Source organism: Kitasatospora sp. NPDC048194, assembly GCF_043202455.1.
Classification (GTDB): domain Bacteria; phylum Actinomycetota; class Actinomycetes; order Streptomycetales; family Streptomycetaceae; genus Kitasatospora.
Genome location: NZ_JBIDAK010000015.1, coordinates 47,738 through 72,848, shown reverse-complemented (window position 1 = coordinate 72,848; position 25,111 = coordinate 47,738). Strand labels below are relative to the sequence as shown.

The following is a 25,111-nucleotide window of genomic DNA, read 5'->3' as shown; positions in this document are numbered from 1 at the left end:
GGAACCCCGGAAAGTGCCGGTGCCGGGAAGCGCTATGAAATCGAAACCTAGTCGCGGAACGACGATCATGATTTCAGTCGCGATTGCGATTTTGGCTATTTGCGCAACAAAAAGCGCCCGGGCCGTGCGGCGCCCGGGCGGGACGGGCGTCCGGGGTCGGACCGGGCGACGCCGCCGCTCCCGGGCGTGCACCGCGAGTGCTCAGAGTGACCGCCCTGTCGCAGGCGTGCCCGAGGTGGCGCCTCCCACCCCCCACTCGGCGGTGCCCCCACCGCGCCCGGGGCGGGGCCCGCCCGGCCGGATCGCGGCCGAATTACCCGCCGGGCCGCCCCGGGGCGTCGAATTCATCCTTTCCCTGAAATGCCGAATTCCCCCGGACCGGTGGTCCGGGGGAATTCGCGACGGGGCCGGGCGGCCGGAATCAGGCCTTGGTGACGTCCTCGACCTCGGTTTCCTCCTCGCGGCCCGGAGTCTTCAGATCGAATTTCACGATGATGAACCGGAAGAGCGCGTAGTACACCACGGCGAAGCAGGGCCCGATGACCAGGATCAGCCACGGCTTGGTGGCCAGCCCCCAGTTGATCACGTAGTCGATCAGGCCCGCCGAGAAGCTGAACCCGTCGTGCACCCCGAGCCCCCAGGTGATCGCCATCGAGGCGCCGGTCAGCAGCGCGTGCACGCCGTACAGGGCCGGGGCCAGGTAGGCGAACGAGTACTCGATCGGCTCCGTGACCCCGGTGACGAAGGAGGTCAGGGCGACCGAGAGCATCAGCCCGTAGATCTCCTTGCGGCGGTGCGGCTTGGCCGCGTGGGCGATCGCGAGCGCGGCGGCGGGCAGCGCGAACATCATGATGGGGAAGAAACCGGTCTGGAACTGGCCGGCCGTCGGGTCCCCCGCGAGGAATCGCGGGATGTCCCCGTGCACGACGGTGCCGTCGGCCTTGGTGAACTCGCCGAACTGGAACCAGACGAAGGTGTTCAGCAACTGGTGCATACCGATCAGCAGCAGTGCGCGGTTGAAGACGCCGAAGATGCCGGCACCCCCCGCGCCGAGATCGGCGAGGTTCTGCGAGAAGTCGTTCAGACCGCGGCCGATCGGCGGCCACGCCCACACCGCGAGCACCGCGAGCAGCATCCCGACCAGCGCGGTGATCATCGGGACCAGCCGGCGGCCGTTGAAGAAGCCCAGCCAGTCGACCAGCTTGGTGCGGTGGAACCGCACCCACAGCCAGGCCGACATCAGGCCGAGCAGGATGCCGCCGAGCACCCCCGGGTTCTGGTACGTCGCGTTGGCCGCCTTCGCCGAGGAGTAGTCCACGCACTGGTCGCTGACCAGCACCGTCGGCGGCTTGCAGCTCTCCGGGAAGGCGTGCAGGACCCTGTAGTAGACGAGGAAGCCGACCACCGCCGCCAGCGCCGTCGAGCCGTCCGCCTTCTTGGCCATGCCGATCGCCACCCCGATGCAGAACAGCAGCGGCAGACCCAGCGCGGAGTCGAGCAGGGCGCCCCCGGCCGCCGCGAAGACCTTGGCGACGTTGTTCCAGCCCAGACCGTCCTTGCCGAAGACGTCCGGCTGGCCGAGCCGGTTCAGGATGCCGGCCGCCGGCAGCACCGCGACCGGCAGCTGGAGCGAGCGGCCCATCTTCTGCAGGCCGCCGTAGAAGGTGTGCCACCACGTGGTCCGCGGGGCCGTGGCTCCTGCCGAACTCATCATCCGCCCTCCGGGAGCAGTTGCCGTCGGGAGACCCTGTGCGGGACCCTCGGGCGGGGTTCAGGAACCCCCCGGGTCCTTCCTGCGTTCATCGGAGTACACATATATTGGTGTAGACCACATGGCGCGCAGGCCGCACACCGGGACACTCGCCCCGCTGATCGTCATCCTCGGACGGCGGTCAGGAGCCCGCGCGCCGGAATGGTCCAAAAGTGGTCTAACGTGGCATACCGGACCGGCTCGGGTCATGCTTGTCGCGCTGCCCGGCAGCACGACCGCAGCTGAACCCGCGTCAGCCACCGGGCGAACCTCACCACCCCAACGGTCGAGGCACCAGCACAGCGCAGGACGGCACCCGGCACAGCCGCCGACGAGCCGGAAACAGAGGGAGAGAAGCAGATGGCCAGCAAGGCTGAGAAGATCGTCGCCGGTCTGGGCGGCATCGAGAACATCGAAGAGGTCGAGGGCTGCATCACCCGCCTGCGCACCGAAGTCAAGGACGCCTCCCTCGTCGACGAGGCCGCCCTCAAGGCCGCCGGCGCCCACGGCGTCGTCAAGATGGGCACCGCCATCCAGGTCGTCATCGGCACCGACGCCGACCCCATCGCCGCCGACATCGAGGACATGATGTGAGCTGAGCCACCGGGCTCACCGCTCCCGGCCCGCCGACCCGCACCGGAGGACGGCGGGCCGAGGCACATCCGGAACCCGCACCCCGAGCGACTACGCTCAGTGCCTATGTCACGCATCGACGGCCGCACCCCCGAACAACTCCGCCCCATCACCATCGAGCGGGGCTGGAGCAAGCACGCCGAAGGCTCCGTCCTCATCTCCTACGGCGACACCAAGGTGCTCTGCACCGCCAGCGTCACCGAAGGCGTCCCGCGCTGGCGCAAGGGCAGCGGCGAAGGCTGGGTCACCGCCGAGTACTCCATGCTCCCCCGCGCCACCAACACCCGCGGCGACCGCGAAGCCGTCAAGGGCCGCATCGGCGGCCGCACCCACGAGATCAGCCGGCTCATCGGCCGCTCGCTGCGCGCCGTCACCGACCACCGCGCCCTCGCCGAGAACACCATCGTCCTCGACTGCGACGTCCTCCAGGCCGACGGCGGCACCCGCACCGCCGCCATCACCGGCGCCTACGTCGCCCTGGTCGACGCCATCTCCTGGGCCCGCGACAAGAAGCTCCTGCGCGCCAAGGGCCAGCCCGTCACCGGCGGCGTCAGCGCCGTCAGCGTCGGCATCATCGACGGCGTCCCGATGCTCGACCTCCAGTACGAGGAGGACGTGCGCGCCGGAACCGACATGAACATCGTCTGCACCTCCGACGGCCGCTTCGTCGAGGTCCAGGGCACCGCCGAAGGCGCCCCCTTCGACCGCGACCTCCTCAACCAGCTCCTCGACCTCGGCACCCTCGGCTGCGCCGAACTCGACGAGATCCAGCGCAAGGCCCTCGAAGGCTGAACCCGCGCCGGCCCGACGCGTAGCGAGGACGGACGCATGCCGCCCGCCCTGCTGTACAGGCCAGGCCCGGAGACCGTACGGTTCCCGCAGCACCCCCGCTGCGGGAACCGCGCACCCCCCGGCGCGCGTCCCCACCACGGAACCCGCGCCCCCCAGGAGGACCGGATGCCGTCCAGCATCGCCCGCCCCACCGCCCTCGCCGTGGCCGGACTGATCGCGATCCTCCCACTCAGCATGGTGAGCTGCTCCGCGGCGCAGAAGGCGATCGACTGCGGCAACACCGCCGTGAGGATCACCGGCGACATCGCCGACGTCACCACCGCCTACGACAACGCCAGCAACGACTCCGCAGCCGCCGGGAAGGCCCTGCAGAAACTCAAGAACGACCTCGACCAGGTCGGGAAGAACTCCAAGAACACCGATGTCGCCAAGGCCGTGACGGACCTGCAGAAGCAGGTCGAGAACGTGCAGCGGGCCGCCGACCGGAACGAGGTCCCGGACCTCAAGCCGCTCGGCGACGCCGCCGGCAACCTCACCACGGTGTGCACCGGCTGACGACCGGGCAGCGCTCGGTAGGGTGGGCGATATGTCCACCCGCCTGATCCTCGCCACCCGCAACCAGCACAAGGTCGCCGAACTGCGCGCCATCCTCGCCGACGCCGACCTCGACGTCGAACTCGTCGGCGCGGACGCCTACCCGCAGATCCCCGACGTCCCCGAGACCGGCGTCACCTTCGCCGAGAACGCCCTGCTCAAGGCCCACGCCCTGGCACGCGCCACCGGCCTGCCCGCCGTCGCCGACGACTCCGGCCTCTGCGTCGACGTGCTCAACGGCGCACCCGGCATCTTCTCCGCCCGCTGGTCCGGCAAGCACGGCGACGACCGCGCCAACCTCGACCTGCTGCTCGCCCAGCTCTCCGACATCGCCGAGCCGCACCGCGGCGCCCACTTCTTCTGCGCCGCCGCCCTCGCCCTGCCCGACGGCACCGAACGCGTCGTCGAGGGCCGCCTCCTCGGCACCCTGCGCACCACCCCGGCCGGCACCAACGGCTTCGGCTACGACCCGATCCTCCAGCCCCTCGGCGAGACGCGCACCTGCGCCGAGCTGACGGCCGAGGAGAAGAACGCCATCAGCCATCGCGGCCAGGCCTTCCGCGCCCTCGCGCCGGTGGTGAAGGACCTGCTGGGCTGACGCGCCGTCTGCTGAACGTCGAAGGCCCACCCCGGGATCACCCGGGGTGGGCCTTCGATTCTTAGGTGTAAGGCTGGTGCGGCCTGAGGGATTCGAACCCTCACGGGGTTTCCCCCACCGGAACCTAAATCCGGCGCGTCTGCCAGCTCCGCCAAGGCCGCGTGGCCCCTAGTCTAGGGCCTCGCCTCCGGTGGGAACACCGCGATTCCGTGCGGCGCCGGGCGCTTGTTCTTGTTCCGTCCGCAGTAGGTGTCGGTGACGGAGTGGCAGTTCGGGCACAGCAGCCTGAGGTTGTCGGGCCGGTTGTCGGACCAGTCGCCGTTGACGTGGTCGACCTCCAGGGTCATCGGCCGTCCGCGCCACTCGGGGCCGGTGCCGCAGCCCTCGCACAGCTCGGGTCGGCCGAGCTCGGCAAGCGCGCTACGGATCCGCGCCCCCGGGATCCGCTTGGCTCCCGCCGGCCGCTGGACCAGGAGTCGCTCGGCCGGAATCCTGGTGGGGAACCGCCTGCCGCGGGCGTGGGCCTGCCCGGTGAAGTGCGAGGTGTCGATCGCGAGTTCCTTGATCCGCCGTCCGATGTGGGCCTCGGTGCCCCCGGCCTGGCGCCGGCGAAGGTGCCGCACCACGCCGGCCACGCTGTGCGACACCGCGACGGCCTCCTGAAGGAGTTCCCGGGTGTAGACGGTCCCGGCCGAGCGGAAGTGCGAAGTGTCGATCCCGTACTCGGTGAGCTTGCGGCGCAGGTACTTGCGCCGGTCGCGGTTCGGCAGGCGGCCGAGTGCGATCAGCACCTCGTCGAGCGTGGTCGCTGTGGCGGCAGCCTCGGCGAGCACCTCAGGCGAGTACTGACGTCGGCCGTCCGGGCAGCCCCGGCCGAAGTGCGAGGTGTTGATCCCGTAGTGCCGGAGCCGCTTGCTCAGGTAGCCGTGCGCGCCGCGTGTCATCGGCGCGCCGAGCTTGCGCATCATCTCGTTGACGCTGCTGGACTCGGCCGCGAGGGCGGCGAGCAGTTCGCGGGTGTACTTGACCGCCATGGTCGGTCCCCCTGTGGGCTCGTGACAGCCCCTTCCCCGTAGGAGGAAACGAGTGGCGGGTGGATCGGTCACCGCCGGAGCGGCTCCGGGGCGTGCCGGCCGGTCGGCACGGCGGTCGGGAACGGCGGTGGCGGCGCACCCGGTCGGGGTGTGCCGCCACCGCTGCTCCGCCCGCGGGTGTCGGTACGGGCTCAGGCCTCGACCTTGAGGTCGCGCAGCAGCTTGGCGACGTGTCCGGTGGCCTTGACGTTGTACAGCGCGCGCTCGACCTTGCCCTGTTCGTCGACGATCACGGTGGAGCGGATCACGCCCTGGTAGGTGCGGCCGTAGTTCTGCTTCTCGCCGTAGGCGCCGTAGGCCTTGAGGACGGCGTGGTCAGGGTCGGACAGCAGGGTGACCTTGAGGTTCTCGGCCTCGCGGAACTTGCCGAGCTTCTCCGGCTGGTCCGGCGAGACGCCGATGACGTCGTAGCCGGCGCCCGCCAGGAGCTCCAGGTTGTCGGTGAAGTCGCAGGCCTGCTTGGTGCACCCCGGGGTGAGGGCCTTGGGGTAGAAGTAGACGATGACCTTGCGGCCCAGGTGGTCGGCGAGCGAGACCTGGTTGCCGTCGGCGTCGGACAGGCTGAAGGCGGGCGCGGTGTCGCCGGGCTGGAGACGCTCAGTCATGGGGTGGACTCTCCTGGTGCGTGCGGCTGGGACGGGCGGTCGTGCCACGGCAAACTTACCTCCGTTGGTGGGTGGGGCCGCGCGGTCGTGCCTGCCAGCTGACAAACTGGGGCAGTCGCACAGGACGACCAGGACTACATCGGCAAGTGAATGGGGTGGCCCGAGTGGGCGAGGCGAGCACGAAGGACAAGCCGGGGCGGACGACCGCCCAGATCGAGGCGGACATCGAGCGCACCCGCGACCGGCTGGCGGGGACCCTGGACGAGCTGGCCGTGCGCATCCACCCGAGCACCGTCTCCGCCCAGGTCAAGGCCAGGGCGCGGGCCACCGTCGAGGAGAGGGCGGCCCGGGCGTACGTGGCCGCAAACGGTCTGGTGGAGAAGGTCCGGGCGCAGTTCGTGGACGAGAAGGGGCAGCCGCGCAAGGAGCGGGTCGTCCCGGCCGCGCTGGTCGGTGTAGGCGTGGTGCTGCTGGTCGCCTCCGCGCGCAAGCGCCGCAAGGACTGAGCTGTGGTGGTGGAGGGGCCGGGCGCGCGAGGCGGCCCGGCCTTCCGCATGCCGGGCTGGCGTCACGCTCCGCGCGCGGGGGCGGTACCTTCGGGATCGTGAGTACGAACGACGAACCGACCCGCTCCGACCACGACACCGAGGCCGCGCGCCACGACCGGCTGGGTGAGAAGCTGCCGATCCGGATGCTGCACGACCGGGTGCTGGTGCGCACCGAGGGCAGTGAGGGCGAGCGCCGCTCGACCGGCGGCATCCTGATCCCGGCGACGGCGGAGCTGTCCAAGCGCTGCACCTGGGCGGAGGCCGTCGCGGTGGGCCAGAGCGTGCGCTCGGTGGAGCCGGGTGACCGGGTGCTGTACGACCCGGAGGACAAGCTGGAGGTCGAGGTGCGGGGCGCGACGTACGTGCTGCTGCGCGAGCGCGACCTGCACGCGGTGGCCGCGGCGCGCTTCGGCGACACGGAGGGCTCGACCGGGCTGTACCTCTGAGGTCGGCTGTAGCTCTGAGGTCGGCTGCACTTCCGAGGTCGGCTGCACGTCCGAGGTCGTCCGGGCCCGTCGGCCGGCAGGCCCGCTGCCCGGCCCGCTGCCGCCGCCGGCCGGGCCGGTTCCGTGGTTGAGCCGGTTCGTCGGTGCCGGGCGTTAGGGTCCGGGCATGACCAAGGCGGTGCCGGTGATCGGTGATGCGGAGCGGCGGGCCCGGCTGGGGTGGCGGCAGTTGTTGGTGCCGTCGGTCCGGGCGGCGCGGGTGGAGGACGTGGCCGACGCGGTGGTCGGGCTGCACGCGACGGACGCGGCCACGGTGTACCTGTCGGCGTGCGCGCGGCTGGCCGAGCCCTCGGTGGCGGAGGTGGACCGGGCGCTGTACGAGGACGTCACGCTGGTGAAGCTGCTGTCGATGCGGCGGACGATCTTCGCGGTGACGGAGGGCTTCGCCCCGTACGTGAGCTCGGGGGCGGCCCGGGCGATCGCGCTGAAGGAGCGGTCGACGCTGCTCAAGCACCTGCGGGAGCACGCCGAGGGCTGGGACGAGGCGCGGCTGGCGGCCACGGAGCGCGAGGTGCTGGCCGCGCTGGCCCGGCGCGGTGAGGCGACGACCGGCGAACTGGCGGAGGACGTCCCGCAGTTGCGCGAGAGCATGGTGATGGCGGCGGGCAAGCCGTACGAGGCCCGGCAGAGCGTGGGCAGTCGGCTGCTGCGGCTGCTGGCCTCGGACGGGCACGTCCGCCGCTGTCGTCCGCGCGGTTCCTGGCTGAGCAGCAGCTATCCGTGGGCGCTGGTGCCGCAGTGGCCGGACGTGCCGGTGCGGGAGGCGAAGGCCGAGGTGGTGCGGCGCTGGCTGGCGGCGTACGGGCCGGGGACGGTCGAGGACGTGAAGTGGTGGACGGGCTGGACGCTGGGGGACGTCCGGCGGGCGCTGGCGGACGTCGGGGCGCTGGAGGTGGCGCTGGCGGACGGGTCGGCGGGGCTGGTGCTGCCGGGGGACGCCGGGCCGGTGGCGGCGCCCGAGCCCTGGGCGGCGCTGCTGCCGGCGCTGGATCCTGCGGTGATGGGCTGGCGCGGGCGGGACTGGTACCTGCGGCCGGGGGACGTGCCGGCGCTGTTCGACCGGGCGGGCAATGCCGGGCCGACGGTGTGGTGGTGCGGCGAGGTGGTGGGCGGCTGGGCGCAGCGCGCGGACGGTGAGCTGGTGTGGCGGCTGTTCCGGGACGTGGGGGTGGAGGCCGAGCGGGCCGTCGCGGTGGCGGCGGAGCGGCTGGCGGCGTGGTTGGGGCCGGTGCGGGTGACGCCGCGGTTCCGGACGCCGTTAGAGCGGGAGCTGGTGGCGGGGGTGTAGCTCATCCGGCCGGTGGTGTGGCGGGGTCGGTGGGGCCGGCGGTGGTGGGCTGGGCGGTGGGTCGGGGCGGCCGGGTCTGGGTGGGCCGGGCGGTGGGGGCGGGCTGTTCCTGGCTGGCGGTGGGTTGGGGGTTCTGCGGGCTGGGGGCGGTCGGGCGGGGTGCGGGGGCGTCGGTGGTGGCGGGTGTGCCGGTGGCCTGGGCGGGGGCGCTGGGTGTGGGGGCGGCGGCGCTGCTGGGGGTGTCGCCGTTGGTGGGGGTGGTGCCGGGGCTGGGGGTGGTGCTGCTGGGGGCGGCGGTGGCGGTCCAGGTGCCGGTGTTGGGGGTGCCGTGGCCGGTTTGCAGGTCGAACTGCCGGGTGGGGGTGCCGTTCAGGGCGGCGGTCATGTAGGCGGTCCAGATCCTGGTGGGGAAGGTGCCGCCGTTGATCCGGGCGAGGCCGGCGGTGCCGGACAGCGGCTCCTTGGCGTGGTTCTTCGGGTTCTCGCGGAACAGGCCGATGGTGGTGGTGAGTTCGGGGGTGAAGCCGGCGAACCAGGCGGAGAGGTTGGAGTCGGTGGTGCCGGTCTTGCCGGCGGCGGGGCGGCCGAGGTCGAGGGCTGCGGCGCCGGTGCCGCGGGGGCTGACGACGTCGCGGAGCACGTCGGTGACGGTGTCGGCGATGCTGCGGTCCATGGCGGTGGTGGCCTTGTGTTCGGGCATCTTGGGGACGTCGACGGCGCCGCCGGGGTTGACGCGTTCGAGTTTGGAGACGGACCACGGGGTGTGGGCTTCGCCGTGGTTGGCGAAGGTGGCGTAGGCGCCGGCCAGGTCGAGGGCGCTGGGGGTGGCGGTGCCGAGGGTCATGGAGGTGTTGGCGGGGTCCATGCCGCGGACGCTGTCGGGGATGCCGAGTTTGACGGCGGTCTCGCGGACGCGGGCGAGTCCGGCGTCGACGCCTTCCTGGGCGTACACGGAGTTGACGGACTTGACCATGGCGTAGCGGAGGGTGATGTTGCCGTAGTTGACGTCGTCCTCGTTGGGTGGCGCGTAGGGGGTGGGGCCGCCGGTGACGGGGCGTTCGCTGGTGCCGTCGTAGCGGGTTTCGGTGGTGATGGGGCGTCCGTCGACGGTGTGTTGGGCGATCAGGCCGGCGGCGAGGTCGATCGGTTTGAAGGTGGAGCCGATCTGGTTGTCCTGGCGGAGGGCGTCGTTGTAGGGCTGTTTGGCGTAGTCGGGGCCGCCGTAGACGGCGAGGACGCGGCCGGTGGCGGGGTCGACGGAGGCGCCGGCGACGCGGACGTCGGTGTCGGTGGTGGGGCGGGCCTTGGGGTCGAGCTCGTCGGTGAGTTCGTTCTGGACGGCTTGGACGAGGGCGTCCTGCTTGGGCTTCTCGAAGGTGGTGGTGATCCGCCAGCCGCCGGCTTTGAGGGTGGGGGCGTCGATGGTGCCGGAGGAGATGAGGTAGTCGTCGGCGACGCCGACGAGGTAGCCGGCCTGGCCGGCGAGGCCGGTGGCGGGTTGGGGGTCGGTCGGTTCGGGGAAGGTGGTGGCGGCGCGGTCGGCGGCGCTGAGGAAGCCGAGTTGGACCATGCCGTCGAGGGCGTAGTTCCAGCGGGCGAGGGCCTTCTCGCGGTTGGCGGGGGTGGCGGTCTTGACGTCGTAGAGGCTGGGGGCCTGGAGCAGGGAGGCGAGGTAGGCGCCCTGGCCGAGGGTGAGTCGGGAGACGTCCTCGCCGTAGTAGGCGTGGGCGGCGCTCTGGATGCCGTAGGCGCCGCGGCCGAAGTAGCTGCTGTTGAGGTAGCCGGCGAGGATGTCCTTCTTGTCGCGCTGCTGGTCGACCTTGAGGGCGATGAAGAGTTCGCGGCCCTTGCGCTCGATGGTCCGGTCCTGTGTGAGGTAGTAGTTCTTGACGTACTGCTGGGTGATGGTGGAGCCGCCCTGCATGCCCTTGCCGAGCAGGGTGTTCCAGCCGGCCCTGAGCATGCCCTTCAGGTCGATGCCGCGGTTCTGGTAGAAGGTGCGGTCCTCGGCGGAGACGACGGCCTGCTGGGTCTGGAGCGGGATCTGGTCGATGGTGACGTCGGTGCGGTTGACGGCGCCGGTGCGGGCGATCTCGGTGGTGCCGTCGGAGTAGAGGTAGATGTTGTTCTGGGCGACGGCGTGGGCGTTGGGATCGGGCACCGGGACGATGACGTAGAGCACGGCGAAGGCGCCCACGGCGAGCAGGAGCAGCGCGGTGAGGGTGCCGAGGGTGATCCGCCAGGTGGGCAGGAGCCGGCGCCAGAGGGGGAGGGCGCGGCGGGCCTCGCGGCGGGCGGCCCGTTTGGCCTGGCGTCGGGTGCTCAAGGTCATGCCCGAGATTATCTGCTATTTGACGTCCGTTCAGCGGTGGCCGGCTGCTTGAGCTGCGGGGTTGCGCGGGTCGGGTCGTGCGCCCCGGGGTGCGTCGGAAATCCGGGTGCGGGCGGGGGTGGGCGTCGGTACGGTGAAAGGTGCGAACCGCATAGCGCGCTCACGTCGGCAGCTCCGCCCGTCTGCCCGGGACCCCCGGGTGTGGCCGGTCGGAGCCGCTGGGTCGTGCGCTGGCGCGGATGCGGACAGCCGTCTGCCCGTATTTGTCGACAAGGAGACAATATGCAGAATGTGGCCGCCGTGGCGGCGAAGCCCCCCGATACCGCCGCCGGCTCCACCGTCGGGCTCTACGCCGCCGTAGCCCGCGGTGCCTTCCGCCGCTACTCCACCTACCGGGCCGCCACCCTGGCCGGCACCTTCACCAACACCGTCTTCGGCATCATCCTCGCCTCCTCCTTCCTCGCCCTCTGGCAGGCCCGCCCCGGACTCGGCGGCTACGACCAGGGCCAGGCCGTCACCTACATCTGGGTCAGCCAGGGCCTGCTGGTCACCCTCGCGGTGTGGGGCGGCGGCTTCCAGGACGACGTCCAGGACCGCTTCCGCTCCGGGGACATCGCCGTCGACCTCTACCGCCCGGTCGACTTCCAGGGCTGGTGGCTGGCCACCGACCTCGGCCGGGCCGGCTTCCAGGCGCTGATCCGCGGCACCGTGCCGATGCTGGTCGGCGCCCTGGTCTTCCGCACCCGGATGCCCGAGCAGCCGCTGACCTGGGCGTTCTTCCTGCTCTCCGCGCTGCTCGCACTGCTGGTCAGCTTCGGACTGCGGTTCCTGGTCTCGATCACCGGCTTCTGGCTGCACGACTCCGAGGGTGTGCGCGCGGTGATGCTGGTGGTCTCGATGTTCTTCTCCGGGATGCTGCTGCCGCTCGCGCTCTTCCCCGGCTGGCTCGGCGACCTCGGCCGGGTGCTGCCCTGGGCGGCACTCATCAAGGTGCCGACCGACGTCTTCCTGGAGCGCGCGAGCGGCACCGGGCTGCTCCCGGAACTCGGCTTCCAGCTCGGCTGGGCGGCCGCACTGCTCGCCGCCGGGCGGGGCGCCCAGTGGCTGGCGACCCGCAGGGTGGTGGTGCAGGGTGGCTGAGCCGCTCGCCGCGCGCACCTCCTGGGCGCTGCGCTCCTGGTGGATCTGCGCCCGGATGTGGATGCGCTCGATGATGGCCTACCGGGCCTCCTTCGCACTGAACCTCGTGGCCAGCCTGGTGACCCACTCCCTCGACTTCGCGGTGCTGGTGATCATGTTCCAGCACACCGACGAACTCGGCGGCTGGCACCTCCCGGAGATCGCCTTCCTCTATGCCACCGCGACCTTCGCCCTCGGCACCGCCAACCTGCTGGTCGGCTCGGCCGACGGCCTCGGCGTGCGGATCACGAGCGGCACGCTGGACACCATGCTGATCCGGCCGGCGCCCGCGCTCTCCCAGCTGTGCGCCGAACGCTTCACGCTGCGCCGGCTCGGGCGCCCGCTCCAGGCCACGGCGGTGCTCGTCTGGTCGCTCACCGCGCTGGACGTGCACTGGACCTGGGACCGCGTGCTGCTGGTGCCCGTCCTGCTGGTGTGCGGCAGCGTCATCTTCGGCGCGATCTACGTCGGCGGCGCCACCGTGCAGTTCTGGTGGGGCGAGTCCAAGGAGATCCAGAACTCCTTCACCTACGGCGGCGCGACCCTGCTGCACTACCCGCCGACCGTGTTCGCCAAGGAACTGGTCGCCGGGGTGGTCTTCGGCGTCCCGCTGGCCTTCGTCAACTGGCTGCCCGCCCTGCACGTCCTCGGCCGCCCCGACCCGCTCGGCCTGCCCACCGCCTTCCAGTACGCCTCCCCGATCGCCGCCGCGCTCTGCGTCGCCGCCGCCGGACTCGCCTGGCGGGCCGGACTGCGGGCCTACCGCGGCACCGGCAGCTAAGGAACCACCATGGCACTGATCGAACTGCAGGACGTCCACCGCACGTTCACCGTCCGGGCCCGCACCGGCCGGTTCAGCCGGACCAAGCGCGAGGTGCGCGCGGTGGACGGGTTGAGCTTCACCGTCGAGGCCGGCGAGTGCGTCGGCTACATCGGCCCCAACGGCGCAGGGAAGTCGACCACCATCAAGATGCTCACCGGCATCCTCGTCCCCAGCGCCGGGCGGCTGCGCGTCGCCGGGGTCGACCCGGCCCGCGAACGCGTCGCGCTGGCCCGCCGGATCGGCGTCGTCTTCGGCCAGCGCACCACCCTGTGGTGGGACCTCCCGCTGCGCGACTCCTTCGAACTCGCCCGCCGGATCTACCGCATTCCCGACCAGCGGTACCGCGAGAACCTCGGCCGCTGCGTCGAACTGCTCGACCTGGCGGGCCTGCTGGACACCCCCGTACGGCAGCTCTCGCTCGGCCAGCGGATGCGCGGCGACCTCGCGGCGGCGTTGCTGCACGACCCGCAGGTGCTCTACCTGGACGAACCGACCATCGGCCTGGACGTGGTCAGCAAGGGCAAGGTGCGCGAGTTCCTGCGCGAGGTCAACCGCGACCGGGGCACCACGGTGCTGCTCACCACCCACGACCTGACCGACATCGAGCAGCTCTGCGGCCGGGTCATGGTGATCGACCACGGCCGGGTCGTCCACGACGGCGGGCTGGACGGGCTGCACACCACCGGGGGCAGCGAACGCACCCTGGTGGTCGACCTCGCCGAGGCCCGGCCGCCGATCGAGGTGGCCGGGGCGCGGGTGGTGAAGGTCGACGGGCCGCGGCAGTGGCTCGCCTTCCCGGCGCGGGAGAGCGCGGCACCGATCGTGGCGGCGGTCGCGGCGCGGTACCCGCTGGTCGACCTCTCGGTGCGCGAACCGGCCATCGAGGACGTGATCGCGCGGATGTACGCCAGGGTGCCGATCGGCTAGGGCCCGTCTTCAAACCCCCGTCGTCCGCCCGAAGGGCGGGCGGGGCGGCGTTGGGGGGCGTGCATCGCAAGGCGGAGGGTGGGGGCACCTCCTGGCCGGAGGCTGGGGTGCGGGCACCTCCCGGCCGGAGGCTGGGGTGGGGGTACCTCCCGGCCGAAGGCCGGGGGAGCGTCGGCCCGCAGGCGGGGGTTTGAAGACGGGCCCTATAGCGGCCGCCCGGCTCGGGATCAGGCCCCGGGGCCGCACCGGCTCCGGCCCCCGGTGCCGGTCCCGGGTGCCCGCGCCGGTCCCCAGGTGCCCGCGCCGGTTCCGTGGCTGTGCCGGTTCCAGGGCTGTGCCGGCGGGCGCCCGGTCGGCGCGGCCCCGGGGCGCGTCACCCGTCCGGGGAGGGCAACGGGCAGACTGGCGGGGTGAGTGACGAAGCCTTCAGCGGGACCGGCCCCGGGGTCCGGTTCACCGCGGCCGACGAGCAGAAGAGACGCGGCGTCCGCCGGATGAAGACCATCGCGACCGGCCTGCTGGCCTTCGCGACGCTGGTCTTCGCCCTCTCCACCTGGGCCAGGGCAGCGGGCGCCGGTGCCTGGGCCGGGTACGTGGCGGCCGCCGCGGAGGCGGGCATGGTCGGCGCGCTGGCCGACTGGTTCGCGGTGACGGCGCTGTTCCGCCGCCCGTTCGGCCTGCCGATCCCGCACACCGCCATCATCCCGACGAAGAAGGACGCCTTCGGACGCTCGCTCGGCGACTTCGTCGGCGAGAACTTCCTCTCCGCCCACGTGGTGCGCGGCCGGCTCGCGGCCCTCGGCATCGGCCGCCGGCTGGGGGAGTGGCTGGCCGCGCCGGGCAGCGCCGAACGCGTCACCAAGGAGGCGTCGGCGGCGCTGCGCGGGCTGCTCGCGGTGCTGCACGACGACGACGTGCGGGCGGTGGTCGCCGAGGCGGTCACCCGGCGGGCCGCCGCCACCTCGGTGGCCGAGCCGATGGGCCGGATGCTGGGCAAGGTCGTCGCGGACGGCGGGCACCACGGCGTGGTGGACCTGGTGGCCGTGCGGGCGCACGGATGGCTGACCGCCAACCACGAGGACGTGGTCCGCAAGGTCACCCAGAAGACCCCGGGCTGGACGCCGAAGTTCATCGACCACCAGGTCGGCGAGCGGGTCTACCGGGAACTGCTGCGCTTCGTCACCGACATCCGGGACGACCCGAACCACCCGGCCCGCGGAGCCGTCGACAACTTCCTCGCCGACTTCGCCACCGAACTGCAGACGGATCCGGAGACCATCGCCCGGGTCGAGCGGGCCAAGGGCGAACTGCTGAGCCGACCCGAGGTGCAGGACCTGATCAACTCCACCTGGGGGGCCGTGCGCGCCCTGGTGACGGACGCGGCCGAGGACGAGGACAGCGAACTCCGCCGGCGCATCCGCGACGGCGTGCGCGACTTCGGCGAGCGCCTGGCCACCGACGCCAAGCTGCAGGCCAAGGTGGACGGCTGGCTCCAGGACGCGGCCCAGTACCTGGTGGAGACCTACCGGACGGAGATCACCTCGCTGATCTCCGACACGGTGGCCGGTTGGGACGCCGACGACGCCTCGCGCAAGATCGAGGCCAACGTCGGGCGCGACCTGCAGTTCATCCGGATCAACGGCACGGTGGTCGGGGCCCTCGCCGGGCTGCTGATCCACACGGTGGCGGTCGCGCTCGGGGGGTGAGCCCCGACCGCCGCTGCGGCTTCGGCCTATCCTGGGCCCCAGCTTCGCGATACGCGCGTAGAAGGAGAAGGGAACCACCGTGGTCCAGCCGGACGGAAGTCGGATCGGAAACCCCACTGGTGCCACCGCCGACCGGAGCATCGAGGCGTTCATCGCCGGGATGCCCAAGGCGGAACTGCACGTCCACCACGTCGGCTCCGCCTCGCCGCGCGTCGTCGCCGAGCTGGCCGCCCGCCACCGCGGCCGGTCCAAGGTGCCGGCCGACCCGGCCGCGCTCGCCGAGTACTTCACCTTCACCGACTTCGCGCACTTCATCGAGGTGTACCTGAGCGTCGTGGACCTCATCCGCGACGCCGAGGACGTCCGCGCGCTCACCTACGGCGTCGCCGAGGACATGGCCCGCCAGAACATCCGGTACGCCGAGCTGACCATCACCCCGTACTCCTCGGTCGCGCGCGGGATCCCCGAGGTCGCCTTCATGGAGGCCATCGAGGACGCCCGGCTGCGCGCCGAGAAGGAACTCGGCGTGGTGCTGCGCTGGTGCTTCGACATCCCCGGTGAGGCCGGGCTGGAGTCGGCGGAGGTGACCGCCCGCCTGGCCACCGAACTGGCCCCCGAGGGACTGGTCAGCTTCGGCCTGGGCGGCCCGGAGATCGGCGTGCCGCGGCCGCAGTTCAAGCCGTACTTCGACCGGGCGCGCGCGGCCGGCCTGCGCTCCGTCCCGCATGCCGGTGAGACCACCGGGCCGCAGACGGTCTGGGACGCGATCCGCGAGCTGGGCGCCGAGCGGATCGGGCACGGCACCCAGGCCGTGCACGACCCGGCGCTGCTGGACTACCTGGGCGAGCACCGCATCGCGCTCGAGGTCTGCCCGACCTCCAACATCGCCACCCGCGCCGTCGAGCGGATCGAGGAGCACCCGATCAAGCGGATGGTGGACTCCGGGCTGCTGGTGACGGTCAACAGCGACGACCCGCCGATGTTCGGCACCGACCTCAACACCGAGTACGCGGTGGCGGCGCGGCTGCTGGGCCTGGACGAGGCCGGGGTCGCGGCGCTGGCTCGCAACGCGGTCGAGGCATCCTTCCTGGAGCAGCCCGGCAAGGCGCGGCTGACCGGCGAGATCGATGCCTACCTGGCCGCCTGGCAGCGCTGACGCCCTTCCGGTGAACCGCCCCGTCGACCCCCGGTCGGCGGGGCGGCGGCGTTCCGGGAGACGTCCCTCCGCGCGGTGCGGGGCCCCTTCTCGCCGATGGTGCCAAAGTGGTGCCACAAATGGCTCGACATGGCACCGTGCCCGTGCCATGCTTGAGCCATGGACCTCACGCCGTACGTCGAAAACCTCCGGAACGAGCTCGCGGTCGCCGCGGCCACCGGCGGGGAGGAAGCCCGCGCGCTGGCCGACCGGCTGACTCTTCCGTTGGAGTCGGCCGTGCGGCTCACCCTGCTCAACGCCCTCTCGGCCGCCATGGGCGAGGTCACCCGCGACCTCGCCCCGGGCTCGGTGGACGTCCGGCTGCGCGGCCTCGACCCCGAGTTCGTGGTGACCGCACCGCCCGGGTCCGAGGCCTTCCACGGTGATGTGCCCCCCGCCGGGCCGGTGGGGCCGCCGGTGGCTCCGATGGCGCCAGCGGTGGTGTCATCCGTGGCGCCGTCCGTGGTGCCGTCCGCGTCGTCGACGGCCTCGGAGCCGGACGAGACGGGCACCGCCCGGATCAACCTGCGCCTGCCCGCGAACCTCAAGGCCCGGGCGGAGGAGGCCGCCGGGCAGGAGGGCCTGTCCCTCAACGCCTGGCTGGTCCGGGCCGTCGCCGGCGCCCTGGAGGGCGGTCGGCCCGCCGTCCGCCCGGCGGCGGAGCTCGGCACCCGCCCCCCGCGCAGCGTCGGCGGTCAGAGCTTCACCGGCTGGGTCCACTGACGCCTCCGCACCACCCGAGTTCCGCAGCACCCGAGTTTTCGAACCTTCACCGTCACCCCCGCTCCGACCAGCGGGAACACCTCCACGAGTCAAGAGGACGGGACAACCATGCCTTCGTACGAGACGGACGGACCGATCTCCGCCGCCCTTGAGTTCGAGATCGGCTCGGTGTGGATCCGCGCGAGCAAGCGCACCGACGCCGTGGTCGAAGTCCGGCCGGCCAACGCGGACAGGGACGCGGACGTCAAGGCCGCGGAGCTGACCCAGGTGGACTTCTCCGGCGGTCGGCTCACCCTCAAGGGCCCCAAGCAGCGCACCGTGTTCTCCAGCAAGAAGGGCTCGATCGACGTCCTGGTCGAGCTGCCGGCCGGCTCCGAGGTCCACGCCGACTCCCCGATGGCGGACTTCGTCACCGAGGGCCCGCTCGGCGCGTGCCGGCTGAAGACCTCCCTGGGCCGGATCCAGGTCGACCGGGCCGACAGCGTGCGGCTCAAGACCGACATGGGGGACGTCCGGGTCGGCACCGTCACCGGGGACGCCGAGGTCACCGGCGGCGGCCGGATCGAGGTCGCCTCCGTGGGCGGCGCACTGACCGTCAAGAACAGCAACGGCGACACCGAGATCGACGAGGTGCACGGCGCGCTCAACGCCAACGCCTCCAACGGCAGGATCCACATCGGCCTCGCCGAGGCGGACGTGGACGCCAGGACGGCGAACGGCCACATCCGGCTCGGCCGGGTGGTCCGGGGCAGGGTCAGCCTGCAGTCCGCCGTCGGGGACGTGGAGGTCGGCATCGCCGAGGGCACGGCGGCCTGGCTCGACGTGCACAGCAAGTTCGGTGCCGTCCGCAACGCCCTCGGCACGGCGCAGGGCCCGGGCGACGCCCGGGAGACCGTCGAGGTCCGCGCCCAGACCCAGGTCGGCAGCATCACCGTCCGGAGGGCCTGATGGCGGCGATCTCCGCAGTGGGGCTGACCAAGTCCTACGGGGACAAGGCGGTGCTCAGGGGCATCGACCTGTCCATCCCGGCCGGCAGCGTCTTCGCGCTGCTCGGGCCGAACGGCGCCGGCAAGACCACCGCGGTGCAGATCCTCTCCACCCTGATCCCGGCCGACGCCGGCTCGGTCCGGGTGGCCGGCCACGACCTGGTCCGGCAGGCCGACGCGGTTCGCAAGGCGATCGGGGTGACCGGCCAGTTCTCGGCGGTCGACCACCTCCTCACCGCCGAGGAGAACCTCATGCTGATGGCGGACCTCAACCACCTCCGCCGTCGGGAGGGGCGGAGGCGGGCCGAGGACCTGCTGAGCCGCTTCGAACTCACCGAGGCCGCGCGCAAGCCCGTGGCCACCTTCTCCGGCGGCATGCGGCGCAAGCTCGACCTGGCGATGACACTGGTCGGCGAGCCCGAGGTGATCTTCCTGGACGAGCCGACCACCGGGCTCGACCCGCGCAGCAGGCGCACCATGTGGGAGATCATCCAGCGGCTGGTCGCCGAGCGCGGGGTGACGATCTTCCTCACCACCCAGTACCTGGAGGAAGCCGACCAACTCGCCGACCGGATAGCCGTCCTGGACGGCGGCCGGATCGTCGCCGAGGGCACGGCCGAAGAACTGAAGCGCATCGTCCCCGGCGGGCGGATCCGGCTCCGGTTCGCCGACGCCGCCCGACTCGCCGGCGCCGCAGCACTGTTCGACTACGCCACGGCCGACGCCGAGACCCTGGTGCTGGACATCCCGGGCGACAACTCCGTCCTCACGGTACGGGCCGTGCTGGACGCGCTCGACAACGCGTCCCTCCAGGCGGAGTCGCTGGTCGTGGAGACGGCGGACCTGGACGACGTGTTCCTCACACTGACCGGGGAGGGAGCGCGATGAGCGCGACGACCCATGTGGTCAGCGACTCGCTGACCATGCTGCGGCGCAACCTCAAGCGGGCGCAGCGGTATCCGGCGATGACCTTCTCGGTCGTGGTGATGCCGGTGATGATGCTGCTGCTCTTCAACTACGCCTTCGGGGGCGCGCTCGGAGCGGGCATCGGTGGCGGCAGCTACATCGACTACGTGACGCCGGGCATCGTGCTGATGACGGCGACGGCGGGCTCGGTCGCCACGGCGGTGGGCGTGTGCGTCGACATGACGGAGGGGATCGTCAACCGGTTCCGGACGATGTCGATATCACGGTCGGCGTTCCTGGCCGGGCACGTCGTCGGGAGCGTCATCCAGACGGTGATCGCCCTGGTGCTGGTGATCGCCGCGGCCTTCGCGATGGGCTTCCGTTCGAGCGCCGGGCCGGTGGAGTGGCTCGCGGCCGCCGGGCTGCTGCTCTTCGTGACGCTGGCGCTGACGTGGCTGTCGGCGGGCATCGGACTGGTGTCGAAGACCCCGGAGAGCGCGAGCAACACGCCGCTGCCGCTGACTTTCCTGCCGTTCATCGGCAGTGCGATCGTCCCGCCCGACTCGATGCCCACGGTGCTGCGCTGGTTCGCCGAGTACCAGCCCTTCACTCCCATCATCGAGACCCTGCGCGGTCTGCTGACCGGCACCGGGATCGGCACCAGCGCCTGGAGCGCCCTCGCCTGGTGCACCGGTCTCACGCTGGTCGGCTACCTCTGGTCGCGGAGGGTCTTCTACCGGCGGTGACGGGGGTACGGCCGGTAGCCCACCGGGCCCGGGCGGCGGGAGCAACCCGCCGCCCGGGCCGTCGTGGTGTCACCCGCGCGTCAGCGGCGGTCGATGCCCGTCGTCCTGGCCGCACGTGGTAGCGGCGTCCGGGTGCGGCGCCGGCGCCGGGAAATACCGGGAGCCCGGCACCCGACCTTGGCTAGTCTCGGCGCCATGACCTGGCTGCCTGCTGACTTCGTCCATCCCGTCCACGTTCCACTGCTCGACGCCGAGTACCACTTGAGGCCGATCAGGGAGACCGACACCGCCCTCGACTACCCGGCCGTGATGGGCTCGCGCGAGCGGCTGTGGAGCATCTACGGCCCGGCCTGGGGCTGGCCGCAGGAGACCATGACCTTCGAGGAGGACCGGATCGACCTGGCGCGGCACGAGCGGGAGATAGCCGCCCACCAGTCCTTCAACTACGTCCTGCTGGACCGCGCCGAGACGGCCGTCCTCGGCTGCGTCTACATCGATCCGCCGGAGCGGACCGGGGCCGACGGCGAGATCTCCTGGTGGGTGGTGGACGACCTGGTCGGCAGTGAGGTGGAGGAGGCACTCGACGCCCTGGTGCCGCAGTGGATCGCCACCGACTGGCCTTTCCGCACGCCGCGTTACCTGGGGCGCGACATCTCCTGGCAGGACTGGATGGCCCTGCCGGCGGCCTCAGCCCCGGCCGCCTGAGCCCGGTTGCCGAACCCCGGCCGGATTTCATTCGGCCGGGGACGTGGCAACGCGAAGGGGCCCGGCGCCCGTGAAGGCGCCGGACCCCGTCCGACAGTGGAGCGCCAGGCCCGGGTTGCACGGACTCTTCCTACTGAAAGTAGGACGTGCTCTGGTAGCACCGCTGACGCCTGACGAGGAATCATCTCCCTCGCGACGAGAAGAATATTAGCAGCTCAGCACCCCTGCGGCGAACCGGGGCGGTGGGCCGCCCGAAGTGCCGCGCTGCCGTCGGTGCTGCGCGGGGGAAGCGGTCGGGCCGGCCCCACCGGGCGGCCCCGAAATCGGTTGCCGGGGCGCCCGGACGCGGTGATCATCGTGCGATGGGAACCAGCATCAGACGGGTACGGACCGACGAGTGGGAGCGGGTCAAGGCGATCAGGTTGGACTCCCTCCGGGATCCGGTCGCCGGCATCGCCTTCCTGGACACGTACGAGAAGGCCGCCGCCAGGCCGGACGGGTTCTGGCAGGACCGCACCGAGGGCGCGGCCGAGAGCGACTCCGTGCGGCAGCTCGTCGCGGAGGCGGAGGACGGCCGCTGGCTCGGCAGCATCACCGTGCTGGTCGAGCGGCCGGGTGGGCAGGGGGCCGTCGGCGGCGACGTCATCGAGGTCCCGCAGACGCAGCTCGTGGCCTTCTACGTCCGCCCCGAGGCGCGCGGCACCGGCCTGGCCCACGAACTCGTCCGGGCCGCGCAGGAGTGGTCGTGGTCGCTCACCGAGCCCCGCGTCGAGCGGGTGCGGCTGTTCGTCCACGAGGACAACGCACGCGCCCGGGCGATGTACCTGCGCGCCGGTTTCGAGCCCTCGGGTGCGTCGGTGCCGGTGCCCGGCGACGAGACGCGCCGGGAGCTCGAACTGGCGGTCTCCCGCGGCTGACCGGCGTCCGGCGTCGTCCCGCGGAGCCCGTCGGGCTCGGGGGCCGACGCCGGGCGCGGACCCGGCCGAGCCGCTACCGGAAGTCCTCCGCGTGGTCCCGGGCCCACGAGCGGAAGCTGCGCGCCGGGCGGCCGAGCACCTCCCGGACGGTGTCCGTCACCCGCTCCGGCTCGCGGGTGAACGATTCCCAGGCCCGCAACCGGGCGTCCACGAACGCGGGGTTCCCCCAGGCCTCGGTGAGTTGCGCGCGGGCCGTCTCCGGTTCCAGTTCCTCCCAGCGCACTTCGGTGCCGGTCTCCTCGCCGATGATCCGCGCGAGGTCGGCCTGGGCGATCGACTCGGGGCCGGTGATCACGTACTTGGCGCCGTCGTGGCCCTTCTCGGTGAGCGCCGCGACGGCCACGTCCGCGATGTCCCGCTCGTGGATCAGCGAGCGGCGCGCCGCGCCGTACGGCCAGCGGACGACGCCCTGGCGCACCTGGTCGGCCCAGTGGAGCGTGTTGCCCGCGAAGTCGATGGCCCGGACGAAGGTCCAGCGCAGGCCGGACTTGCGGATCAGCCGCTCGACCTCCTGGTGGTGGACCACGGGCTGCTCGTCGTCCGCGAGATCGGCCACGTCCGTCGACAGGTAGACGACGTGCTCGGCGTGTTCCGCGATCAGCTCCACGACCCGCGGCTGCACGGGGATCGCGGGCCACATCAGGTAGACGCTCGCCACCCCGCCGCTCAGGGCGGCCACCAGGCTCTCCGGCGCGGCCAGGTCACCCCGTACCACCTCCACCCCCGGAGGCAGTGCCGCCGACGCGCCGTCCCGTACCAAGGCCCGTACCCCGCAACCGCGTTCGGCCAGCCCGGCCACCACGTGCCTGCCCACACTGCCGTTCGCGCCGATCACCAGAATCCTGTCCATGCCGGTCCGAACACCTGGCGGGGCCGCCCTATGCCCGGTGGCTGACGGCTGGTCACGTGCTCGACGGGCCCCTCCGCGTGACGGCCCGGCCGGGCCGGGGCGGTGGAGCCGGCCGCCCGATCCGGCCGCCCGATCCGGCCGCCCGATCCGAGCCCGGTCCGCGCGCCCGGTCCGCGCACTCGGTCCGCGCGCCCGGTCCGCGCGCCCGAGCCGTGCCGCGTCAGCCCGTCACGCGCACCACGTACTTGCCGGTGGCCCGGCCCTCCTGCATCGCGTCGTGCGCGGCCGGTACGGCCTCCAGGCCCGGCAGTTCGGTGAGCGGGATGCTCAGGCCGCTGTTCGCCTGGAGGTCGAGGGCGGTGCGGATGGCACGGGCGAGGCGTTCGGGGGCGGTGGCGGCGAGGAAGCGGTGGCTGAAGCCGGTGACGGAGAGGTTTCCGGCCATCAGGCGCCCGAGCGGGGGCAGGTCGTCGACGGCGCCGCCGCCCGCGTTGCCGAACAGGACGATCCGGCCGCCGGGTGCGGTGACGTCGAGGTCGAGCTCCAGCGCGGCGGTGCCCAACGGGTCCAGCACCAGGTCGACGCCCCGACCGCCGGTGGCGGTGCGGATGGCGTCGGCGAGCTCCGCGTCGCGGGCGAAGACGTGGTCGTAGCCCTGCCCGGCCGCGCTCGCCGCCTTCTCCGGGCGTCCGACCGTGCCGATCAGCGTGCCGCCGCCACCGAGCAGCGGGACCAGCTGGGCGATCGCGCTGCCGATGCCGCCGCCGGCCGAGTGCACCAGGACGGTGTCCCCGGTGGTCAGCCGGCCCGCGTCGGTCAGCAGCAGGACGGCGGTCGCGAGGCCGAGCGGGGCGGCCGCCGCGGCGCCGAGTGCGAGGCCGTCCGGGACCGGAACCGTGAGCACGGCCTCGGCGACGACCACCTCGGCCAGTCCGCCGCCGACCGGCGCGGCCGCCACCCGGTCGCCGACCGCGAGGCCGGTGACGCCCTCGCCGAGCTCCCGGACCGTCCCGGCCACCTCCTTGCCCGGCCGGTACGGCCACCCGGAGGCGTAGGCGGCGTCGCCGCGGCGGGTCATCACGTCCACGAAGTTCAGCCCGGCCCAGGCGACGTCGATCGACACCTGGCCGGGTCCGGGGTGCGATGTCCCGATCTCCTGGACCTCGGAGTTCTCGGCTCCTCCGGGTGCGGTCATCACCAGTGCGCGCACGGTCGTGCCCCCTCGACTACGATGTTCGACGAACGGCGAAACTGCCGTCGGTGCCATTGCTACCACACACTTTCGACGGATGTCGAACATCGCAGATGGGAGGTTGGTCATGCCCCGCAGTACCCGCCGTCGGCCGGAGCTCTCGCACCCCGCTCCCGAGGAGATCGACCTGTACGACGTCCTGCACGCGCTGTCCGACCCGACCCGGATGACCATCGTCCGGATCCTGCGCAGCGAACCGGAACGGGCCTGCGGCACCTTCCCGGTGGACGTCGCGCCCTCCACCCTCAGCCACCACTTCAAGGTGCTGCGCGAGTCCGGCGTGATCACCCAGCGCGAGGAGGCCAACCGCCGGTTCTCCGCGCTGCGCGTGGTCGACCTGGAACGGCGCTTCCCGGGGCTGCTCGACACGGTCCTCGCCGCGCTCGCCCGCAACGACGGGGCCGCGCAAGGGGCGTGAGCCCGGCCGCGAGGGGGACGGGATCAGCGCAGCCGCGAGGAGGAGAGGATCGACGCCAGGTGCGCCACCACCATCCCCCAGGTGATCACCGTGATCCCGGCGAGCGCCGCCCGCGTCGCGCCGAGGTGGCCCAGCCCGGCGTCGGCCGCGGCCGCAGCCAGCAGCACCAGGGAGGCCTCGATGCCGTTCGTCACCCGGTGGATCTTGAATATCGAGGCGAGCCGGCGGGCCGTCGCGATGCCCTGGGACCGCGGCTGGGTGGACTCCTCGTCCGCCGGCGGCCGTCCGCTGCGCGCGCGGGCCACGTCCACCAGGTCCGTCGAGGCCTTCAGCAGCACCACGCCCAGCGCGGCGGCCAGGCCCGCCGACACCCACAGCTCCGACCCGCCGCGGGCCGCCCGCACACCCGCACCGATCATCAGCGCGGCGTCCGCCAGGTAGGCGCCGAGCCGGTCCACGTACACTCCAGCCATGCTGAACTGGCGCTTCCACCGGGCCACTTCGCCGTCCACGCAGTCGAAGAGCAGGAACAGCTGGAACAGCACCGCCGCCAGCACGGCACCGGTCAGCCCGGGGATCAGCAGGGCCGCGCCGCCGCCGACCCCGCACACCACCATCACCCAGGTCAGGGTGTTCGGCGAGACCGAGGTCCGCACCAACTGCCGGGTGGTGCGCAGCGAGACCGCCCGCATGTACAGCCGGCCGGCCCAGTGCTCCCCGTTGCGGCTCTGCAGCTTGGCCTGCGGCTGGCACACCTCGCGCAGCTCGGCGAGTGCCGGAGCAGCCACCATGACGACATCCCTCCACCTGTCCCGAAACGATCACCACAGGCTACGGCCTCCGAAACGCCGCTCGGACCCGCCCCTTCCCGGGCGAAGCGGGGTGGTGGACGGGCGGGCGGAGCGCCGGTGGCGGAGGCAGCCGGGCGACGGTGACGGGGACGGCGGGAGCGGCGGTGCGGAGACCGGTGGGCCGGGG

Annotated in this window: 25 protein-coding genes, 1 tRNA gene and 1 pseudogene; 19 read left to right on the top strand and 8 right to left on the bottom strand. The window is 72.4% G+C overall.

Annotated features, from left to right (window positions below; genetic code table 11):
- Positions 1–421: 421 nt before the first annotated feature.
- On the bottom strand, positions 422–1,711 hold the full coding sequence (locus ACGF07_RS19755) for a PTS transporter subunit EIIC (protein ID WP_392900466.1): 1,290 nt from the start codon (positions 1,709–1,711) through the stop codon (positions 422–424).
- A gap of 360 nt (positions 1,712–2,071) precedes the next feature.
- On the opposite strand from ACGF07_RS19755, the pseudogene ACGF07_RS19750 reads away from it, so the two are divergent.
- From ACGF07_RS19750 to rdgB, 4 genes and pseudogenes are all read left to right on the top strand, one after another.
- Positions 2,072–2,344: pseudogene (locus ACGF07_RS19750) on the top strand (glucose PTS transporter subunit EIIB); the annotation flags it as partial.
- A gap of 105 nt (positions 2,345–2,449) precedes the next feature.
- Positions 2,450–3,175, top strand: coding sequence for a ribonuclease PH (gene rph / locus ACGF07_RS19745; RefSeq protein WP_392900463.1), 726 nt, complete (start codon positions 2,450–2,452; stop codon positions 3,173–3,175).
- 165 nt (positions 3,176–3,340) lie between these two features.
- A complete protein-coding gene (locus tag ACGF07_RS19740; RefSeq protein ID WP_350739421.1) occupies positions 3,341–3,730 on the top strand; it encodes a hypothetical protein in 390 nt (129 codons plus the stop codon).
- 31 nt (positions 3,731–3,761) lie between these two features.
- Positions 3,762–4,367 (top strand): RdgB/HAM1 family non-canonical purine NTP pyrophosphatase, encoded by a 606-nt coding sequence (gene rdgB / locus ACGF07_RS19735; protein WP_350739424.1) that lies wholly within the window; start codon positions 3,762–3,764, stop codon positions 4,365–4,367.
- Positions 4,368–4,441: 74 nt separating this feature from the next.
- Here the strand turns inward: rdgB and ACGF07_RS19730 are convergent.
- The 3 genes from ACGF07_RS19730 to bcp form a co-directional block, all read right to left on the bottom strand.
- Positions 4,442–4,528, bottom strand: a tRNA-Leu gene (locus ACGF07_RS19730).
- Between the two features lie 12 nt (positions 4,529–4,540).
- Positions 4,541–5,401: an HNH endonuclease signature motif containing protein gene (locus tag ACGF07_RS19725; RefSeq protein ID WP_392900459.1), complete on the bottom strand. Its 861-nt coding sequence runs from the start codon at positions 5,399–5,401 to the stop codon at positions 4,541–4,543.
- Between the two features lie 191 nt (positions 5,402–5,592).
- Positions 5,593–6,066, bottom strand: coding sequence for a thioredoxin-dependent thiol peroxidase (bcp, locus tag ACGF07_RS19720; RefSeq protein WP_392900456.1), 474 nt, complete (start codon positions 6,064–6,066; stop codon positions 5,593–5,595).
- A gap of 164 nt (positions 6,067–6,230) precedes the next feature.
- On the opposite strand from bcp, the gene ACGF07_RS19715 reads away from it, so the two are divergent.
- The 3 genes from ACGF07_RS19715 (at position 6,231) to ACGF07_RS19705 (ending at position 8,408) form a co-directional block, all read left to right on the top strand.
- Positions 6,231–6,572, top strand: coding sequence for a DUF3618 domain-containing protein (locus tag ACGF07_RS19715; protein ID WP_392900453.1), 342 nt, complete (start codon positions 6,231–6,233; stop codon positions 6,570–6,572).
- A 185-nt stretch (positions 6,573–6,757) separates the two neighbouring features.
- Positions 6,758–7,060 (top strand): co-chaperone GroES, encoded by a 303-nt coding sequence (locus ACGF07_RS19710; RefSeq protein ID WP_350748399.1) that lies wholly within the window; start codon positions 6,758–6,760, stop codon positions 7,058–7,060.
- A gap of 166 nt (positions 7,061–7,226) precedes the next feature.
- Complete coding sequence (locus tag ACGF07_RS19705; protein ID WP_392900450.1) at positions 7,227–8,408, top strand: winged helix DNA-binding domain-containing protein; 1,182 nt, start codon at positions 7,227–7,229, stop codon at positions 8,406–8,408.
- Between the two features lies 1 nt (position 8,409).
- Here ACGF07_RS19705 and ACGF07_RS19700 read toward each other — a convergent pair whose 3' ends face one another.
- The gene (locus tag ACGF07_RS19700) at positions 8,410–10,740 is read right to left on the bottom strand and encodes a transglycosylase domain-containing protein (protein WP_392900447.1); all 2,331 of its coding nucleotides are present in this window, start codon (positions 10,738–10,740) and stop codon (positions 8,410–8,412) included.
- A gap of 282 nt (positions 10,741–11,022) precedes the next feature.
- On the opposite strand from ACGF07_RS19700, the gene ACGF07_RS19695 reads away from it, so the two are divergent.
- The 11 genes from ACGF07_RS19695 to ACGF07_RS19645 all read left to right on the top strand — a co-directional run bounded on the left by ACGF07_RS19695 (position 11,023) and on the right by ACGF07_RS19645 (position 21,553).
- Entirely contained in the window at positions 11,023–11,880 is an 858-nt protein-coding gene (locus tag ACGF07_RS19695; protein ID WP_350748388.1) for an ABC-2 family transporter protein, read from the top strand.
- Positions 11,873–12,700, top strand: a complete 828-nt coding sequence (locus tag ACGF07_RS19690; protein WP_392900444.1) for an ABC transporter permease — start codon at positions 11,873–11,875, stop codon at positions 12,698–12,700. The genes ACGF07_RS19695 and ACGF07_RS19690 overlap by 8 nt, the downstream gene beginning before the upstream one ends.
- Before the next feature lie 9 nt (positions 12,701–12,709).
- Entirely contained in the window at positions 12,710–13,669 is a 960-nt protein-coding gene (locus tag ACGF07_RS19685; RefSeq protein WP_350748384.1) for an ATP-binding cassette domain-containing protein, read from the top strand.
- A 410-nt stretch (positions 13,670–14,079) separates the two neighbouring features.
- Positions 14,080–15,375, top strand: a complete 1,296-nt coding sequence (locus tag ACGF07_RS19680) for a DUF445 domain-containing protein (protein ID WP_350749239.1) — start codon at positions 14,080–14,082, stop codon at positions 15,373–15,375.
- Between the two features lie 79 nt (positions 15,376–15,454).
- The gene (locus tag ACGF07_RS19675; RefSeq protein WP_392900440.1) at positions 15,455–16,531 is read left to right on the top strand and encodes an adenosine deaminase; all 1,077 of its coding nucleotides are present in this window, start codon (positions 15,455–15,457) and stop codon (positions 16,529–16,531) included.
- A 159-nt stretch (positions 16,532–16,690) separates the two neighbouring features.
- The gene (locus ACGF07_RS19670) at positions 16,691–17,293 is read left to right on the top strand and encodes a toxin-antitoxin system HicB family antitoxin (RefSeq protein ID WP_392900437.1); all 603 of its coding nucleotides are present in this window, start codon (positions 16,691–16,693) and stop codon (positions 17,291–17,293) included.
- 108 nt (positions 17,294–17,401) lie between these two features.
- Positions 17,402–18,241: a DUF4097 domain-containing protein gene (locus ACGF07_RS19665; protein WP_392900434.1), complete on the top strand. Its 840-nt coding sequence runs from the start codon at positions 17,402–17,404 to the stop codon at positions 18,239–18,241.
- Positions 18,241–19,167 (top strand): ATP-binding cassette domain-containing protein, encoded by a 927-nt coding sequence (locus ACGF07_RS19660; protein WP_392900431.1) that lies wholly within the window; start codon positions 18,241–18,243, stop codon positions 19,165–19,167. Before ACGF07_RS19665 ends, ACGF07_RS19660 begins: the two co-directional genes overlap by 1 nt.
- Complete coding sequence (locus ACGF07_RS19655) at positions 19,164–19,931, top strand: ABC transporter permease (protein ID WP_392900428.1); 768 nt, start codon at positions 19,164–19,166, stop codon at positions 19,929–19,931. Before ACGF07_RS19660 ends, ACGF07_RS19655 begins: the two co-directional genes overlap by 4 nt.
- A 195-nt stretch (positions 19,932–20,126) precedes the next feature.
- Positions 20,127–20,636, top strand: a complete 510-nt coding sequence (locus ACGF07_RS19650) for an N-acetyltransferase (RefSeq protein WP_350746153.1) — start codon at positions 20,127–20,129, stop codon at positions 20,634–20,636.
- Positions 20,637–20,998: 362 nt separating this feature from the next.
- Positions 20,999–21,553, top strand: coding sequence for a GNAT family N-acetyltransferase (locus ACGF07_RS19645; protein WP_350746156.1), 555 nt, complete (start codon positions 20,999–21,001; stop codon positions 21,551–21,553).
- Positions 21,554–21,626: 73 nt separating this feature from the next.
- Here ACGF07_RS19645 and ACGF07_RS19640 read toward each other — a convergent pair whose 3' ends face one another.
- Entirely contained in the window at positions 21,627–22,463 is an 837-nt protein-coding gene (locus ACGF07_RS19640) for an NmrA family NAD(P)-binding protein (protein ID WP_392900425.1), read from the bottom strand.
- A gap of 220 nt (positions 22,464–22,683) precedes the next feature.
- Positions 22,684–23,673, bottom strand: a complete 990-nt coding sequence (locus ACGF07_RS19635) for a zinc-binding alcohol dehydrogenase family protein (protein ID WP_392900422.1) — start codon at positions 23,671–23,673, stop codon at positions 22,684–22,686.
- 109 nt (positions 23,674–23,782) lie between these two features.
- Between ACGF07_RS19635 and ACGF07_RS19630 the strand changes: the two genes are divergently transcribed.
- Positions 23,783–24,133, top strand: coding sequence for a helix-turn-helix domain-containing protein (locus ACGF07_RS19630; RefSeq protein WP_350746165.1), 351 nt, complete (start codon positions 23,783–23,785; stop codon positions 24,131–24,133).
- 23 nt (positions 24,134–24,156) lie between these two features.
- Here ACGF07_RS19630 and ACGF07_RS19625 read toward each other — a convergent pair whose 3' ends face one another.
- Positions 24,157–24,924 (bottom strand): CDP-alcohol phosphatidyltransferase family protein, encoded by a 768-nt coding sequence (locus ACGF07_RS19625; RefSeq protein WP_392900419.1) that lies wholly within the window; start codon positions 24,922–24,924, stop codon positions 24,157–24,159.
- Between the last annotated feature and the right edge of the window lie 187 nt (positions 24,925–25,111).

Excerpts from the sequence above, each read along its gene's own strand:
- ACGF07_RS19755 (WP_392900466.1), bottom strand. The coding sequence starts at position 1,711 with ATGAGTTCGGCAGGAGCCACGGCCCCGCGGACCACGTGGTGGCACACC.
- rph (WP_392900463.1), top strand. The coding sequence starts at position 2,450 with ATGTCACGCATCGACGGCCGCACCCCCGAACAACTCCGCCCCATCACC.
- ACGF07_RS19740 (WP_350739421.1), top strand. The coding sequence starts at position 3,341 with ATGCCGTCCAGCATCGCCCGCCCCACCGCCCTCGCCGTGGCCGGACTG.
- rdgB (WP_350739424.1), top strand. The coding sequence starts at position 3,762 with ATGTCCACCCGCCTGATCCTCGCCACCCGCAACCAGCACAAGGTCGCC.
- ACGF07_RS19725 (WP_392900459.1), bottom strand. The coding sequence starts at position 5,401 with ATGGCGGTCAAGTACACCCGCGAACTGCTCGCCGCCCTCGCGGCCGAG.
- bcp (WP_392900456.1), bottom strand. The coding sequence starts at position 6,066 with ATGACTGAGCGTCTCCAGCCCGGCGACACCGCGCCCGCCTTCAGCCTG.
- ACGF07_RS19710 (WP_350748399.1), top strand. The coding sequence starts at position 6,758 with ATGCTGCACGACCGGGTGCTGGTGCGCACCGAGGGCAGTGAGGGCGAG.
- ACGF07_RS19705 (WP_392900450.1), top strand. The coding sequence starts at position 7,227 with ATGACCAAGGCGGTGCCGGTGATCGGTGATGCGGAGCGGCGGGCCCGG.
- ACGF07_RS19700 (WP_392900447.1), bottom strand. The coding sequence starts at position 10,740 with ATGACCTTGAGCACCCGACGCCAGGCCAAACGGGCCGCCCGCCGCGAG.
- ACGF07_RS19695 (WP_350748388.1), top strand. The coding sequence starts at position 11,023 with ATGCAGAATGTGGCCGCCGTGGCGGCGAAGCCCCCCGATACCGCCGCC.
- ACGF07_RS19685 (WP_350748384.1), top strand. The coding sequence starts at position 12,710 with ATGGCACTGATCGAACTGCAGGACGTCCACCGCACGTTCACCGTCCGG.
- ACGF07_RS19670 (WP_392900437.1), top strand. The coding sequence starts at position 16,691 with ATGGACCTCACGCCGTACGTCGAAAACCTCCGGAACGAGCTCGCGGTC.
- ACGF07_RS19665 (WP_392900434.1), top strand. The coding sequence starts at position 17,402 with ATGCCTTCGTACGAGACGGACGGACCGATCTCCGCCGCCCTTGAGTTC.
- ACGF07_RS19660 (WP_392900431.1), top strand. The coding sequence starts at position 18,241 with ATGGCGGCGATCTCCGCAGTGGGGCTGACCAAGTCCTACGGGGACAAG.
- ACGF07_RS19655 (WP_392900428.1), top strand. The coding sequence starts at position 19,164 with ATGAGCGCGACGACCCATGTGGTCAGCGACTCGCTGACCATGCTGCGG.
- ACGF07_RS19650 (WP_350746153.1), top strand. The coding sequence starts at position 20,127 with ATGACCTGGCTGCCTGCTGACTTCGTCCATCCCGTCCACGTTCCACTG.
- ACGF07_RS19645 (WP_350746156.1), top strand. The coding sequence starts at position 20,999 with ATGGGAACCAGCATCAGACGGGTACGGACCGACGAGTGGGAGCGGGTC.
- ACGF07_RS19640 (WP_392900425.1), bottom strand. The coding sequence starts at position 22,463 with ATGGACAGGATTCTGGTGATCGGCGCGAACGGCAGTGTGGGCAGGCAC.
- ACGF07_RS19630 (WP_350746165.1), top strand. The coding sequence starts at position 23,783 with ATGCCCCGCAGTACCCGCCGTCGGCCGGAGCTCTCGCACCCCGCTCCC.
- ACGF07_RS19625 (WP_392900419.1), bottom strand. The coding sequence starts at position 24,924 with ATGGTGGCTGCTCCGGCACTCGCCGAGCTGCGCGAGGTGTGCCAGCCG.